Source organism: Gillisella terrae (assembly GCF_004801395.1).
Classification (GTDB): Bacteria; Pseudomonadota; Alphaproteobacteria; order Rhizobiales; family Rhizobiaceae; genus Allorhizobium; species Allorhizobium terrae.
In genome coordinates this window covers 396460-412206 of sequence record NZ_SSOA01000001.1, presented here as the reverse complement: position 1 = coordinate 412206, position 15747 = coordinate 396460, and the positions used below count along the sequence as shown (strand labels likewise).

Annotated in this window: 12 protein-coding genes; 6 read left to right on the top strand and 6 right to left on the bottom strand. The window is 55.8% G+C overall.

The annotated features are described in order from the left end of the window. Positions 1–21 precede the first annotated feature (21 nt). Entirely contained in the window at positions 22–1401 is a 1380-nt protein-coding gene (locus E6C51_RS01920; RefSeq protein WP_190235078.1) for a serine hydrolase domain-containing protein, read from the bottom strand. Positions 1402–1566: 165 nt separating this feature from the next. Between E6C51_RS01920 and E6C51_RS01915 the strand changes: the two genes are divergently transcribed. From E6C51_RS01915 to E6C51_RS01890, 6 genes are all read left to right on the top strand, one after another. Beyond that, a complete protein-coding gene (locus E6C51_RS01915) occupies positions 1567–2814 on the top strand; it encodes a DUF3419 family protein (protein ID WP_190234842.1) in 1248 nt (415 codons plus the stop codon). Continuing rightward, positions 2811–3491, top strand: coding sequence for a class I SAM-dependent methyltransferase (locus E6C51_RS01910; protein WP_230987016.1), 681 nt, complete (start codon positions 2811–2813; stop codon positions 3489–3491). The genes E6C51_RS01915 and E6C51_RS01910 overlap by 4 nt, the downstream gene beginning before the upstream one ends. Before the next feature lie 111 nt (positions 3492–3602). After that, positions 3603–4421, top strand: a complete 819-nt coding sequence (locus tag E6C51_RS01905; RefSeq protein WP_146933708.1) for a glycoside hydrolase family 25 protein — start codon at positions 3603–3605, stop codon at positions 4419–4421. 179 nt (positions 4422–4600) lie between these two features. Further along, positions 4601–5791 carry a lytic murein transglycosylase gene (locus tag E6C51_RS01900; protein ID WP_146933706.1) on the top strand — a complete coding sequence of 397 codons (1191 nt, stop codon included), beginning with the start codon at positions 4601–4603 and terminating at the stop codon, positions 5789–5791. Positions 5792–6384: 593 nt separating this feature from the next. Further along, a complete protein-coding gene (locus E6C51_RS01895; protein ID WP_190234841.1) occupies positions 6385–6951 on the top strand; it encodes an isochorismatase family protein in 567 nt (188 codons plus the stop codon). Next, positions 6948–7964, top strand: coding sequence for a GlxA family transcriptional regulator (locus E6C51_RS01890; protein WP_190234840.1), 1017 nt, complete (start codon positions 6948–6950; stop codon positions 7962–7964). Before E6C51_RS01895 ends, E6C51_RS01890 begins: the two co-directional genes overlap by 4 nt. A 592-nt stretch (positions 7965–8556) precedes the next feature. Here E6C51_RS01890 and metF read toward each other — a convergent pair. The 5 genes from metF to E6C51_RS01865 all read right to left on the bottom strand — a co-directional run bounded on the left by metF (position 8557) and on the right by E6C51_RS01865 (position 15683). Further along, entirely contained in the window at positions 8557–9486 is a 930-nt protein-coding gene (gene metF, locus E6C51_RS01885) for a methylenetetrahydrofolate reductase [NAD(P)H] (RefSeq protein WP_190234839.1), read from the bottom strand. Then, positions 9486–10487, bottom strand: a complete 1002-nt coding sequence (locus E6C51_RS01880; protein WP_146933698.1) for an ArsR/SmtB family transcription factor — start codon at positions 10485–10487, stop codon at positions 9486–9488. The genes metF and E6C51_RS01880 overlap by 1 nt, the downstream gene beginning before the upstream one ends. Before the next feature lie 155 nt (positions 10488–10642). Next, positions 10643–12982: a methyl-accepting chemotaxis protein gene (locus E6C51_RS01875; RefSeq protein ID WP_190234838.1), complete on the bottom strand. Its 2340-nt coding sequence runs from the start codon at positions 12980–12982 to the stop codon at positions 10643–10645. Between the two features lie 181 nt (positions 12983–13163). Beyond that, complete coding sequence (gene ettA, locus E6C51_RS01870; protein ID WP_146933694.1) at positions 13164–14813, bottom strand: energy-dependent translational throttle protein EttA; 1650 nt, start codon at positions 14811–14813, stop codon at positions 13164–13166. Positions 14814–14942: 129 nt separating this feature from the next. Beyond that, on the bottom strand, positions 14943–15683 hold the full coding sequence (locus tag E6C51_RS01865; protein ID WP_190234837.1) for a ribonuclease T2 family protein: 741 nt from the start codon (positions 15681–15683) through the stop codon (positions 14943–14945). Between the last annotated feature and the right edge of the window lie 64 nt (positions 15684–15747).

The window sequence follows — 15747 nt, the reverse complement described above, 5'->3', positions numbered from 1 at the left end:
CACCCCTCCCCCATCCTATTCTTATTGAAGGGCGGCGATCACCGCCCTTAATAGATTCTGTGGCTTATAACCCACGCTGAGTGGCGTTAAGCCCATGCGCAAGACGATCAGGCTGGCAGACGGTATGATCGCAATTGTTTGGCCATCATGACCCTGCAACCAAACGGTATCGGCTGGCAGCCCTGCTTCTGATTGCGCGCTGGGCTGAGGCCCCACACGCCACATGAATCCTCTAGTATAGATCCCGTCTGAGGCTTTGGTTGGCTGCTGCATCATGCCCAGATAGCCAATGGGCAGTACGCGCTTGCCGTTCCACACACCATCCTGCAACAGCATTTGCGCAAATTTGCCCCAGTCGCGCGCCGTGGCGTAGAGATAAGAGCCGCCACCAAACGTGCCGTTCTCATCTGCCTCCAGCACGGCACTGGTCATGCCAAGCGGACTGAACAAGGCGTCCTTGGGATAGCGAAGCGCATCCGCCTGCGTTGGCAAGCTGTTCATCCACAAGCGCGACACCAGAACCGCCGAGCCGGTCGAATAGCTGAATGTCGTCCCCGGCTTGGCGATCAACGGGCGGCTGGCGACAAAGCCAACCTGATCACGCTCCAGATACAACATGCGGGTCACATCGGCGAGATCGCTATAATCCTCATTGAACAACAGGCCGCTTTGCATCGCCATCAAATCCGAAAGCTTGATGGCGGAACGGCCATCATTGTTCCATTGGGGAAAAAGGTGATCCTGATCTAGCCTCATCGCCCCGGCCTGAACCCGTAGTCCAACCAGAACGGCGGTGACTGTTTTGGTCATCGACCAACCCAGAAGCGGCGTGGCAGGGCCAAAACCCTTGCCATAAGCCTCACCAATCAGTTTGCCACCCCGCATCACCAGCACGGCGCGCATGCCCTGCCCCATCAAGGCAGGATCGGCAAAAATGGCCTTTAACGCCGGATCAGATTGTGCGGCCCCCATGCCCTCTGGCCATGGTGCTGTGCTGGCCACAGCTTTGGCGGGGGCAATGTCTGCCGCAGGCAAGGTAATCTTTTGGGCCTCATCCACGTGCCCGTCTACCACATTGGCGCAGCCAAGACCGGGGCGATAGAGCGCGATGCTGGGTGCGAACACACCCAGAAAGTAGGTGGTTACGGTATTGGCCTTTCGATCCACAGTCTGGTGCAAGAGCTTCAGGGCCGGGTTTTGCGCGGCTTGAACATCCTCCTGCAAAACCGCGTTGGGATCGCGATCGGCGATAAACACATTGGAGCAGACAATCTTGGCCGCATAGCCAGTTCCAACGCGCAAGATCTCGGGCGGCGCAACAGCCAGCCAGCCAGCACCACCCATCACCAGTGCAGCAATGCCTATGGACGCCAGTTTCAATCTTCGAATCACCACCGACATTTCGCTCACTCCATCCCTCATCTCGCCATGGTTACAAAGCAACGCGGCGATTTGATAGAAAAATCCATCAGAATTTTCCTCTTCCAGCTCGTCAACAGCCCCCGTCATCAAACTGTATTAGAGACCCACTATCCAAACCGGAACGTGACACAGGGCCCAAAGACCATGACCGAATTTGTTCCTGATGCGGGTTTTCGCAAAAATGAAAAGCTGAAATCAGCCCTTCTCCAGCACAGCGCTCTTTCTGCCAAGGGCCTGTCGGAGCGGCTGTTTGGCATCCTGTTTTCCGGCCTTGTCTATCCGCAAATCTGGGAAGACCCGGATGTGGATATGCAGGCCATGGCGCTTGCCCCCGGCCATCGCATCGTCACCATCGGTTCTGGCGGCTGCAACATGCTGGCCTATCTTTCCCGCGCACCGGAAAGCATTGATGTGGTCGATCTCAACCCCCACCATATTGCGCTCAACCGCATGAAGCTTGCCGCCTTTCGGCATCTGCCAGACCATATGGCGGTCGTGCGGCTGCTGGGCTCGGACAATGCCCGCACCAATGCCACCATGTTTGATCGCTACGTTGCCCCGCATCTGGATAGCAGCACCCTTCGCTACTGGAACCAGCGCAGCCCGCTTGGTCGCCGCCGCATCAGTGTTTTCAATGGCAATTTCTATCGCACCGGGCTGTTGGGCCGTTTCATTGCCGCCGGTCATGCTCTCGCCCGCCTGCATGGCGTGAAGCTGGAAGAGATCACCCGTTGCCGCTCCATAGAGGAACAGCGGCATTTCTTCGACACCCGCATCGCCCCGATTTTTGAGCGCCCATTGGTGCGCTGGCTGACCAACCGCAAAAGCTCGCTGTTTGGTCTTGGCATTCCGCCACAGCAATATGACGAACTGGCCTCGGTGTCCGAAACTGGCACAATCGCCCCGGTTCTCAAACAACGGCTGGAAAAGCTCGCCTGCCACTTTTCGATCAAGGATAATTATTTTGCCTGGCAGGCCTTTGCCCGTCGCTATCCCAAGGCTCATGAGGGCAGCCTGCCTGATTATCTGCGCGCCGATTATTACAGCACCATCCGTGCCCATACCGATAATGTCACGGTGCACCACGCCAGCTACACCGAGCTTTTATCCACCAAGCCCGCAAGCTCGGTTGACCGCTTTATTCTGCTGGATGCACAAGACTGGATGACCAATGATCAGCTGAATGATCTTTGGACGGAAATCACCCGCACGGCAGACCAAGGCGCACGCGTTATTTTCCGTACCGCCGCCGAAAAAAGCGTTATTGAGGGCCGCATTTCGGATGCAATAGCAGACCAGTGGACCTATCTCAAAGAGCGCTCGGAACAGCTCAACACGCTGGATCGTTCGGCCATTTACGGCGGTTTCCATATCTATGAGAAAAAGCCATGAGCAGTGCAGCGACCAGCGAAAACATGAACCATGGCCACGCGAAAAAGATGGATCAGGTCTATCGCTATCAGCGCTATATCTATGATCTGACACGCAAATATTATCTTCTTGGCCGTGATCGGGCGATTTTGAAACTTGACGTGCCCGAAAATGGCAGCCTTTTGGAAGTGGCCTGCGGCACGGGCCGCAATCTGCGCTGCGCGCAAAAGCTCTATCCGACCGCCAATCTGTTCGGGCTGGATATTTCAGAGGAAATGCTGGCGCAGGCCGGACGCAATTTTAAAAAAAGCGCCCACCCACCAGTTTTGCGCATTGCCGATGCCTCGGCCTTTACCCCCGCCGAATTTGGGGAAGGCGGGTTTGATCGCATCCTGATTTCCTATGCGCTCTCGATGATCCCCGAATGGGAAAAAGCCGTGGCGTGTGCGCTCAACGCGCTCAACCCCGGTGGCTCCTTGCATATTGTCGATTTTGGTCAGCAGGAAGAATTGCCGCAGCGTTTTCGACAAGGCCTTCATCGCTGGCTGGCCCGTTTTCATGTCACACCGCGCGCCAACATGCGCGTGGCGCTGGCCCGTCAGGCCGAGATCAGCAACGCGCGACTGACCTTCACTCCTCTCTACAGGGGATATGCGTGGCATGCGGTTTTGCAAAAAAGGCATTGCATCCTGAGTTGAAAATAACTTTTTTTTAACGATGATAGAGCAGAAGATGGATAGCGCCTCTTTTGTTCTTGCGTGTGCGCGCCGGGCATCAGTGGCTTCACTCTTTGATTGAACGGGTCTCCGATGCGGTCGCTGATTTTAGCACTGATGCCACTATCCCTTATTCTGGCCTCTTGCACCTCCACGAGCTACGACTTCATGGAGACTGCGTCGATTCAGCCACGCTTCAAGGATAAAGACCCGCAGGATTTCGGCATCAACTCGCCACACCGCCATCAGGTGCATGGCATTGATGTGTCCAAGTGGAATGGTGACATCAACTGGGCGCAGGTCAAACAGTCCGGCGTTTCCTTTGTCTTCATCAAGGCAACCGAAGGCAAGGATGTTGTCGATCCACGCTTTGCCGAATACTGGCAGGAAGCGCGCGCCGCTGGCATGCCGCATGCGCCCTACCATTTCTATTATTTCTGCTCCACCGCCGACGATCAGGCCAATTGGTTCATTGCCAATGTTCCACGCGACTCCATGGCTCTGCCGCCGGTGATCGACGTTGAGTGGAACCATACCTCTAAAACCTGCACCACCCGCCCCTCGCCTGAGGTTGTGCGCGCCCAGATGAAGCGGTTCATGGACCGGCTGGAAGCCTATTATGGCAAACGGCCGATCATCTATACGTCTGTCGATTTCCACCGCGACAATCTCGAAGGTGCCTTCAAGGATTATTATTTCTGGGTCCGCTCGGTGGCCAAGCACCCATCCGAGATCTACCCGGATCGCAAATGGGCGTTTTGGCAGTATACCTCGACCGGCGTGATCCCCGGCATCAAGGGCAATACCGATATCAATGTGTTTGCTGGCACCAGAAAATTCTGGAACAAGTGGGTCGCTGCCGTCTCTACTCCATCGCAGCAAGAGCGCCAGGTGCAGGAAGCGGCAAATTGACCGCCCACAGAGTGTGGCTTTACAGCGCCGTCCGTCCTATATGGCCGAGGGCGATGTAACACTTTCACCAGTTGTTGCGCGATTTCCAAGCCACTTGCGGCGCTGCGTGCCTTATGTCCATGTTAAGGTCACAAAGCTTGTGCAAATGAAGCCATCTTTCAATTCGAGGATACTGCAACATGTCAATTGCCTCCCGTCTTACCGCAGCAGCTCTGCTGAGCGGTCTCATGGCCGGTTCCGCTTTCGCGCAAACACCCCCATGCGGTGGTGACCTGAATACATTCCTGCAAGGCGTCAAAGCAGAGGCCGTTAAAAACGGCGCGTCGGTTGAGGCAGCCGACAAGGCTTTGGCAGGCGCGCAAATCGATCAGAAGGTTCTGGCCCGCGACCGCGCCCAAGGTGTGTTCAAGCAGACCTTTACCGAGTTTTCCTCTCGCACTGTCTCCAAGGGGCGTCTTGATCAGGGCAAGAAGAAGTTGCAGGAATATGCCAACGTCTTTGCCCGTGCGGAAAAAGACTATGGCGTCGCCCCCGGCGTGATTGCCGCCTTCTGGGCAATGGAAACCGATTTTGGCGCGTTTCAGGGCGATTTCAACACTCGCAACGCACTTGTAACGCTGGCGCATGATTGCCGCCGCCCAGAGCTGTTTCGTCCGCAATTGCTGGCGCTGATTACCATGGTGCAGCATGGCGACCTCGACCCCGCCACCAACACCGGCGCGTGGGCTGGCGAAATTGGCCAGGTGCAAATGCTGCCCAAGGACATCGTTGCCTTTGGCGTGGATGGCGACGGCGATGGCCATGTGGCGCTCAAAACCAGCGCTCCAGACGCCATCATGACGGCTGGAAGATTCATCCAGCACCTTGGCTTCAAGCGCGGCGAGCCGTGGATTCAGGAAGTCACCGTGCCAGACAATCTGCCTTGGGAAAAAAGCGGCTTTGACAGCGGCATGACCGCCGGTGACTGGTTCAAGCTGGGCGTCAAGCCACGTGACGGCAACACCAAATTTGCCAATCTTGAGGGTGAGCTGGTTCTGCCGCAGGGCCGCAAAGGCCCAGCCTTTATCACTTACCCCAATTTTGGCATTTATCTGGAATGGAACAAGTCGTTTATCTACACGACGTCGGCGGCCTATTTTGCCACCCGTCTGGAAGGGGCCGAGCCTTACCTGAAGGGCGATCCAGAACCCGGCCTAAACGATGTGCAAATGAAGGAATTGCAGACCAAGCTGAAAGCCAAAGGCTATGACGTTGGCGACATCGACGGTATTTTGGGCGGCGGCACACGCGATGCCGTGCAAAAAGAACAGTTGAAGCACAATATGCCCGCCGATGGCTGGCCGACCCCTGCTCTTTTGGCCGCTCTCTGAGCTGACCGCTCTGTAGCCACGTAAGATATTTTTTAAATGCCACGCATCTCCCTGATGCGTGGCATTTTCTTTGGGCATAGAGTTTGTCAGGAAAAAGTGGAACCCGGTTTTCCCTAAAAGACAAACGAAAACAAAGGAATCTAGAGTCTGTATGGTTCAATCTCACAGTACACGACGCATAGGTTTTACCGTATAGCTCACCCCCCTCTGCCCTGCCGGGCATCTCCCCCACAAGGAGGGAGATCGACAAAAAGCAACCCTATTGCTCAACAGCATAAGTCCTATGTGTCGGAAATCACAGGTTCATTGTTAAAAACGAGCGGGAGCTCCTATCCGATCTCCCTCCTTGTGGGGGAGATGGCTGGCAAGCCAGAGGGGGGGTAAACGGCACATAAAGGCGTTTGTGTCGTGTACTATGTGCGCCATATATGGCGCACGGCGCTGTAGAGTCTGGCAGGTTCAATCTGAAGCTGCCAGACTCTAGTGCAAAACGAATGGCGCGTTTTGTCCCATCAACGTCCCGGACCTGTATTTCGGCAATTTACCGGGGCAGTAAACTGTGCGCATGTTCAATCACCGCTGAAAGATTTACCATGCCACACTCAAACACTGCCCTGCTTGTTATCGATGCCCAGCAATCCTTTCTCCACCGTCCCTATTTTCGCGAGGATGGGTTTGATGCCTATATCGCGCGTCAACAGGCGTTGATTGATGGTGCCAAGGCCGCAGGTATTCCCGTGGTGCAGATTTTCCATGTGGAAAAAACCGGCGTCTTTTCGGAAAGCTCCGGCTTTGTCAAAACCCTGCCGCAGCTTGACTTCACGCCCGCCGTCATTTTTCGCAAAACCCGCCATAGCGCCCTGATTGGCAGCGGTCTGGATGTGTGGTTGATTGCCAATGGCATTCGCAATGTGATTGTCTCTGGCATTCGCACCGAGCAGTGTTGCGAAACCACCACCCGCAATGCCTCGGACCTTGGCTACACTGTCGATTTCGTGGCAGAAGCGACCCTGACCTTCCCAATGACCGATGCCAGCGGACGGGAATGGAGTGCACAGGAAATCCGCGCCCGCACCGAACTGGTGTTGGCAGACCGCTTTGCCCGGATTGCCTCTGTGGAACAGGCGCTGGAAGGCAAGAGAGAGAAGAAAGCCGCATGACAGACGAGGCTGGCCAACCACGCATAGTTCCGATGATTGTGGTTGTGCCGCCCAATGCGCTGCTGCTGGATCTGGCAGGGCCTATGGAAGTGCTGCGCAAGGCCAATCTTGTGCAGCAGGCGGTGCATTTCAGTGTGCGCTATGTCGGTGCGTCAGCGAATGTCATCAGCTCTATCGGTCTCGCTCTCTGCGACATCGCGCCCTTGCCCCATACTTTGCCACTGGGCGCAATGGTGGTCATCTCCGGCTGTGCCGATGAGCCGCTTGTGGTCGATGGTTCACCGCCCTCGCCGCGCGATAGCAAAGCGGAAGCCGAGATCATCGCGTGGCTGCGTGATACGGTTCAGCCGGGCACAAAGCTCATCACCATTTGCTCCGGTGCGCTGTTTGCCGCAAAGGCGGGTTTGCTGGAGGGCTATAGCTGCACAACGCACCATGCCAATATTGCAGACCTGAGAAAACTGGCACCGACCGCAACCGTTTTGGAAAACCGATTGTTCGTGGAGGATAAAAATCGGCTGACCAGCGCTGGCATTACCACCAGTGTCGATCTGATGTTGTCGCTGATCGCCAAAGAAGTGGGTCACGTCACCGCCCTGACCGTCGCCCGCTATCTCGTGGTTTACCTGCGCCGCGCTGGTGGTGATCCTCAACTCTCGCCATGGCTTGAAGGCCGCAATCACATTCACCCCGCCATTCACCGTGTGCAGGATGCCGTGACGGCAGATCCAACCCATTCCTGGAGCGTGGATGCCATGGCCGATATTGCCATGACCAGCCGCCGCACGCTGTCTCGCCTGTTTAATGAACACACCGGCATCAGTGTCACCGATTATGTCAACCGCATGCGCATGGCGCTGGCGCGCGAGCTGGTGATCAATTCCCGGCTGGACATGGAAGCCATTGCCGAGCGCTGCGGCTTTGCCTCGGCACGGCAGTTTCGGCGGGCATGGAACCGGCTCTACCAGAGCCCGCCGCATCTACTCCGCCGGGTTGATGAAAAAATGGGATGATTCCTGCCTGTCATTTTCAGCTCGCGCTCAAAATGCGAAGACACTTTTGACGCCAAAACAGGTGAAAACGTCTCATAACGCCGCCATGACCGGCTTATGGTGAAGAGCAGATTAACCTTGAAATATTTCGTTATCACGCCAATTTCACCTGTTGTTTCCGAGCGTTACCAATTGGCATTCCGGGCGCTTCCACACTTCCGCTGCAATGCAGCACAGTTTTCGCTTTCCAAAAGACACAAAACGGTCATATTCTCTAAACGTTAACGCAAGGAGGCAGAGATGGAACTAACACGTTCATTCAACATCCTGGCAGTAAGTGCAGCATTTGTTTTTGTAGCGGTCATGCTGTTCATATGACATGAACCATGACAATTGGCTTTGAGAGGATTGAAAAAATCTCTAGCTGAACAGGGTACAATAAAAATATACGCAATTTGCAATCATGAGGCAAATTGCAAGGCACACCAGAAGAAACTGTCTTAATCGCGCGAACGCGGTCTGGAACCGCTATCCGGGCCCACTTAACAGAGGGTCCGGATTAATACGTTTCTGGTGATTGAATGACCACCGAACCCCATGTTCGAAACAGACGTCAGGCAGTGGCACTCTCGGCAAATGGTGCAGTCGTTTTCACCTGCTGTTGCGGCTTGTTCAATCCAAGCTGCTGCAATGTTGCGTTGACCAATGGTGCACGGTTCATCGTGTAAAGATGGAATTCATCCACGCCCCGGCGCTGCAAATCAGCAATCTGTTCAGCGGCGATCTCCGCGGCCACCTGCGCGCGCACCACAGGCCTGTCTTCCAACCCTGAAAAGCGCTCATCCAGCCATGCTGGCACAGAGGTGCCGCACATCGAGGCAAAGCGCTTCAACTGGGTGAGGTTCAGAATTGGCATGATGCCGGGCACAATCGGAATGGTGATGCCTGCGGCGCGCACCCGATTCAGATATTGCTCGAACAGGTCATTATCAAAGAAAAACTGGGTGAGCGCCCGCGTGGCACCATTGTCCACCTTGCGCTTCAGCATATCGATATCCATGGCAAGATCGGCACTTTCCGGGTGCTTTTCAGGATAGGCCGAGACTGAAATTTCAAAATCGCCCAGATCCTTCAGACCTGCCACCAGCGCGGCCGCATTTTCATAGCCGCCGGGATGGGGCTGATAGGCAGAGCCAACGCCGGTTGGCGGATCGCCGCGCAAAGCCACAAAGTGCTTGACGCCCACGGCCCGAAACTCTTCCACCACATTGGCCACCTCTTCGCGCGTTGCGCCCACGCAGGTCAGGTGAGATGCCGTGGCAAGCGGCGTTTGCGCAATCAGGCGGCGCACAACCGCAAGCGTTGGCGCTTTGGTTGTGCCGCCAGCGCCATAGGTGACGGATACAAATTCCGGCTCCCACCCCGCGAGATCATCAACCGTTTCCCAAAGCTGGGCTTCCATATCCTCGGACTTGGGCGGGAAGAACTCAAACGACAGCTTGAAAGGACGCTTCAGCGCCTGGGTTTGCAAATTATCAGCCATCAATAGCCTCCCACCAATTTTGGTTGTTGCGCAACATAAGTCTCGGCGGCCTTATAGGTTGCCAGCCAGAGTGTTGCCGTTAATGCTTCGCCGGCTTGCTGGCGCGGCGAGACATCCACCGCACGCTCCACATCAAAACCCGCTTTTATCAGCCAATCGCCCATCAATTGATGGGAAAAACCAAGCCGCACATGGGCGTGATCTTCTCGCAAATGCTCCAGCTTGTGCGGAGCGAGATCAATAATCACCAATCGTCCGCCGGGCTTCAGCATCCGGGCCGCTTCCTGCAACGCCAATTCAGGCTCCACCAGAAAATGCAGAACCTGATGGATAATCACGACATCAAATTCTCCACCGTCCAGCGGCAGATTCAAAATATCGCCCTGACGCACGGATGCTTTGATCACGCCCGCCTTGTCCAGATTGGCCCGCGCCACGGCCAGCATATCCCGGCTCGCATCAATGCCGACCGCGCGCTGATAGCGGCTTTCCAGCAATTGCAAAATCCGGCCCGTGCCGGTGCCGAGATCCAGCAGCGCATCAACCGGCTGATCACCGATCAGCGACACCAGAGCCACCTCGACTTCGGCATCATTCACATGCAGACGGCGCAATTCATCCCACTCTGCTGCATTGCGGCTGAAATAGGCTTGGGCTTTTTCAGCCCGCGCGCGCTTCACAGCACCCAACCGATCCCCATCGCGCAGCAACACCGCATCGGAGCCAGACGCTTCCTCCAGCAACAGGCGCGCAACCCGCGCCGCCGGGCCATCCTGCTTCAAGCGAAAGTAAGCCCATGCGCCTTCCTGGTAACGATCGACCAAATCAGCCTCGGCCAGCAGCTTCAAATGGCGCGAAATGCGCGGTTGCGATTGGCCCAGAATGTCCGTGAGGTCAGAAACCGTCAAATCGCCAGCACCCAACAACGCAAGCAGCCTCAGCCGCGTGGGCTCACCCGCCGCCTTCAGCAAATCCACCAGACCATCGAGGGTAAACGCCATCGCCAAATTCCATCAATCAAGATATAAAGATATCTTTATATCAGGCGCCATATTCTCGCAAGTCCGAAATGCAACTCACACACAAAAGGCGGTGCATTTCTGCACCGCCTTGCGTTTAAGCCATTCCGATATCCGCAGTATTACGGAACCTGTCTTTAAAAGTCTTCCCACGCCTGCGGCTTGACGGCAGCGGCCGCACCGCCCCGTGTTGCCAGTGGCCGGCTGGCGGAAGGAGCAGGACGGGCGCTGAAGCGGCTTTCCTGTGCCCTGGCGTTTCCAGCATAGGCTTGCGGTGCCGCGGCATTGCCTGTTCTGAACCTTGCCAGAAGATCGCCCAGCTTGACGGCTTCCTGATTGAGACCAGCGCCCGCCGCATTCATCTCTTCCACCATCGCAGCATTCTGCTGCGTGGCCTGATCCATGTGGTTCACAGCCGTGTTCACTTCGCCAAGGCCCACAGACTGCTCCTGTGCTGCGGTGGCAATCGCATCCATATGCGCATTGATCGCCTGCACCAGCTCGGCAATTTCGCTCAAGCCCTTGCCCGTGTCGTTCACAAGCTTGACGCCATCGCCAACAGCCACTTCCGAATTGGCAATCAGTGCCTTGATTTCCTTGGCCGCATTGGCAGACCGCTGGGCCAGTTCACGCACTTCCTGCGCAACAACCGCAAAGCCCTTGCCCGCCTCGCCCGCACGGGCTGCTTCAACACCGGCGTTCAAAGCCAGCAGATTGGTCTGGAAGGCAATCTCATCGATCACACTAATAATCTGGGTGATCTTGGAAGATGCCTCTTCAATCCGGCCCATGGCTGTGACTGCATTGCTGACAACAGAGCCGGACTGCTCTGCCTTAGCGCGGGTGTTGCGCACCAGATCACGGGCATCGCCCGTGCGCTGCGATGTTGCTTTCACATTGGCCGTGATTTCTTCCAAAGCAGCTGCGGTCTGCTCCAGAGAGGCTGCCTGCTGCTCTGTACGCTTGGCGAGATTATCGGACGCCTGCGAGATTTCACCGCTGCCATTGCGCACCGCATGCGCCGCAGTGCCAACATCCAGCAAGGCTGTGCGCAATTGCTCGACAGAACGGTTAAAGTCATGGCGCAGGGCTTCGAACTGCGGGGCAAACTCCTCATGGATTTCGCACAGCATGTCGCCATCGGCCAGACGTTTCAACCCGCCCGCCAACGCCCCTGTGGCCTTGGTCAGACGCTCTTCGGCCTCGGCTTCGGCGCGGCGTTGCAGCTCAGCACGTTCATTCTCATTGCGCTTGCGGTTTTCTTCCGCCTCCGCCTCAAGCTGCGCATTGCGAATGGCAGCCTGACGGAAAACTTCTACTGAGCGCGCCATGCCACCGATTTCGTCGGTTCGGCTTTCGCCCGGCACCTGAACATTCCGGTCGCCCTGCGCGAGCGCATCCATGCACCGCGTCAACGCGCCGATCGGGCGCACGACTCGCAGAATAATCACCGCAATTCCGGCAACGGCCAAGGTCAACACGACAACAAACAAGGCGAGGCTGAGAATAGCGGAGTGAAGAGCATCAGCCTTTGCATCTGCAGCCATTTTATCAAGCTGCGTCATGGCAATAGCGGCAACATCGGCAATTGTCTTCAGTGCAGCCGTGACCGGCACTCGCCAATCATCAATGTTCACAGGGGACTTCTCACCAGCATTCAATTTATCGAGGATGCCTTTGCGCAGCGCTGCAAAATCACCGCTGTAATAAGAGCTGTTTGCCTTGGCAACAGCATCCTTGATTTCTTGCGCGGTGCTGGGATGCTCAGCAAGAATCTGCACGCCCTTCCAGGCATAGGCCATTGTTGCATCTGTAACGGCAAGCTTACCCTGCTCTGCCGGCGTCAGGGTTTTGCCACCCGCAATGACAGCATTGAGAACAAGAGCGCTATTGCCCCCCACAGCGCGGGCAGACCATGCGCCAGAGCGCATCTGAATCAACGACACCATCGACGGATCGAGTGTGCGGATACGTCCTTCTGTCGCATCAGCGGCCTTTTCGAGCGCCACAAGGAAATCGCCACCAGCGGCCATCCAAACTTCACTCAGGCCTGCTTCACGCTGTTCCTGCGGTTTGGCAGCTTCACTATCAATTTTCGTTCGCAGGCTGACAACCTTGTCATAGGCCTGCATGAGCGTGCCAATCGGGCCATCAAGGTCCTTGGTCGCCAACTGCGCTTTGACGGCTTTGGCATCGTCCATACCTGCCACCACCTGCGCACGACCAGTTTTCACAACCTCAAGCGTCTTGACGTTATCCTTGGTCGACAATGCCAGCGCGGTCGCGCTATCGCCGCGCTCGTTTCTGAAAGCCAGCAAAGCCTTGAACATAGCTTTATCCAGCTGCGTCAACTGTGCAACCTCATCAAAAACCACGTAATTGCGGTAGGCCCCCGCCAATGAATTGGCAACCAGCACACTCAGTATGAGGCTGATCAGTGAAAAAACGCTGATCAGAATATTCCGAATTGAAAACACGCTAACTCCCCCATCTCAAACATAGATGTATGTCTGGATGAAATCACAAAAACAATAATTGTAGGTTACCGAATACGAACATAATCATGAGTTGAATTTACAATACCTTAGCAAGGATTTTGCCAAAAAAAATCCGCCGTGGAAACGGCGGATTGATCACGATGAAGAAGAGACAAGAAGCTTAGCGAGTCAGGCGCTTGTAGCTCACCCGCTTCGGGTTCACAGCGTCTGCACCAAGGCGACGAATCTTGTCCTTCTCATAGTCTTCAAAGTTGCCTTCAAACCATTCCACATGGCTGTCACCTTCAAAGGCCAGAATATGCGTGGCCAGACGGTCGAGGAACATGCGATCATGGCTGATGATGATGGCGCAACCGGCGAAGTTTTCGAGCGCCGTTTCCAAAGCACCCAGCGTTTCCGTATCAAGGTCGTTGGTCGGTTCGTCGAGGAGAAGAACGTTGCCACCAGCCTTCAGCATCTTGGCCAGATGCACGCGGTTGCGCTGACCACCCGAGAGATTGCCAACCTTCTGCTGCTGGTCGCCGCCCTTGAAGTTAAACGCTCCGCAATAAGCGCGCGAGTTCATATCGAACTTGCCGAGCTTGATGATTTCGGCACCGCCGGAAATTTCTTCCCAGACTGTCTTGTCGGCATCCAACGCATCGCGGCTCTGGTCAACATAACCAAGATGCACGGTGTCACCGATCTTGACGCTACCCGTATCAGGCGTTTCCTGCCCGGTGATCATGCGGAACAGTGTGGTTTTACCCGCACCGTTCGGGCCGATAACACCAACGATACCGCCCGGTGGCAGCTTGAGGCTGAGGTTATCGATCAGCAAACGATCACCATAGGATTTGGAAATACCATCCAGCTCGATAACCACCTGACCAAGACGTTCGCTGACCGGAATGATGATCTGCGCATCGCCGGGACGCTGCTTTTCAGCCGCTTCCACCAGTTGCTCATAGGACTTGATACGCGCCTTGGACTTGGCCTGACGGGCCTTGGGGCTGGATGCAATCCATTCCTGTTCGCGCGACAGCGCCTTCTGGCGCGATGCGTCTTCACGGGCTTCCTGCATCAGGCGCTTGGCCTTGGCTTGCAGATAAGCCGAGTAATTACCTTCATAAGGAATGCCGCGACCACGGTCGAGTTCGAGAATCCAGCCGGTGACGTTGTCGAGGAAGTAGCGATCGTGGGTAATCATCAGCACGGAGCCGGGATATTCCCGCAGGTGGTTTTCCAGCCAGCCAATGGTTTCGGCATCAAGGTGGTTGGTTGGCTCGTCGAGCAGCAGCAGATCAGGCTGCGTCAGCAAAAGCTTGCACAGGGCCACGCGGCGACGCTCACCACCGGAGAGGCTGGTGACATCGGCATCGCCCGGAGGGCAGCGCAGGGCATCCATGGCCATTTCAACCTGATTTTCCAGATCCCACAGATTCTGGCTATCAATAATGTCCTGAAGCTTTGCGCCCTCTTCGGCGGTCTCATCCGAATAGTTCATCATCAACTCGTTATAACGGTCGATGATCGCTGTCTTGGAGGCAACGCCTTCCATGACATTTTCAAACACGGTCTTGTTCGGGTCGAGCTTGGGCTCCTGCTCCAGATAGCCCATGGTCGCACCTTCGGCGAGCCATGCTTCACCGGTATATTCCTTGTCGAGACCGGCAATAATGCGCAGAACCGTCGATTTACCGGCACCGTTGGGGCCGAGAATACCGATCTTTGCGTCGGGATAGAAAGACAGGTTGACGTTCTCAAGGATCTTCTTGGCGCCATAGGACTTGTTAAGCCCGGACATGTGATAGATGAACTGACGTGCCATCGGTAAATACTCCGCACGGTAAATGGAATTGCCCGCTATGTAAGGGAAAGCCTGCGCCGGGGCAATGCTAGGCGGCAGGAAAACCACGCTTTTGTGGCTCCCTGCCTGCCAATTGTCTTCACACAGGTGTCATTGCAGGCCAACCGGATCGACAATACCCTGATTGCAATCAAACTTGGTGCCGCCTGCGGCCTGAATACGATCGGCAAGCGATGTTTTCGCGTCACCATCGCCAAGACCAATGGTCAATTCCGTCACAATGCGGCGATCACCGTCCTGCTCACAGCGCATTTTGACGCGCCGCCCCGCGCCCGCACCAAAGCTTTCATCAAAGGCCGATTGCACCTGATCTTGCGTGACGGCCTTGCCCACGTTTGCGGCAAACAGAGCGCTGACCTTTGAGGTATTGAGCGCATCCATCAGCGCAATCGCTTCAGAAAAATACGCCTCCTGGCTGAGATTGGTGCAGGTCCCGTGCTTGATCCACTCGTGACGCTCCAAGGCCGATTGCGTGCCCGGCATCAGCTTGTCCAGCGCGTCGCGGGTAGCCGCAGACAATTTCACCTCGGGCAAATCCGTCCAGCGCCCCTTTTTGTCGGCATCAATATCGGCCTGATCAACGCCGCAATAATTTTTGCGCATCGGCCAAAGACCGTGCAAGGCAAAATGGTTGGCATCATAACGATCGGCCGTCTGGCTTTTGCACTCCGGCTTGCCCGGTTTTGTCTCGCAAAAGGCCGGCTGCCAACTAGCGGCCAAAATGCTGGTTGTCTTGCCGCGACCATTCTCTTGCGCCTGTATCGGGGCGCATAAGGCCATTCCGGCCACCAAAGACAACGCGAAAGCAAAGCAGTTATTACGCCTCTTCATGGAAACACCTCCCAAACCAATATCGACAAAAACATCATGGCAAGACATAACCTTTTCCTGACAG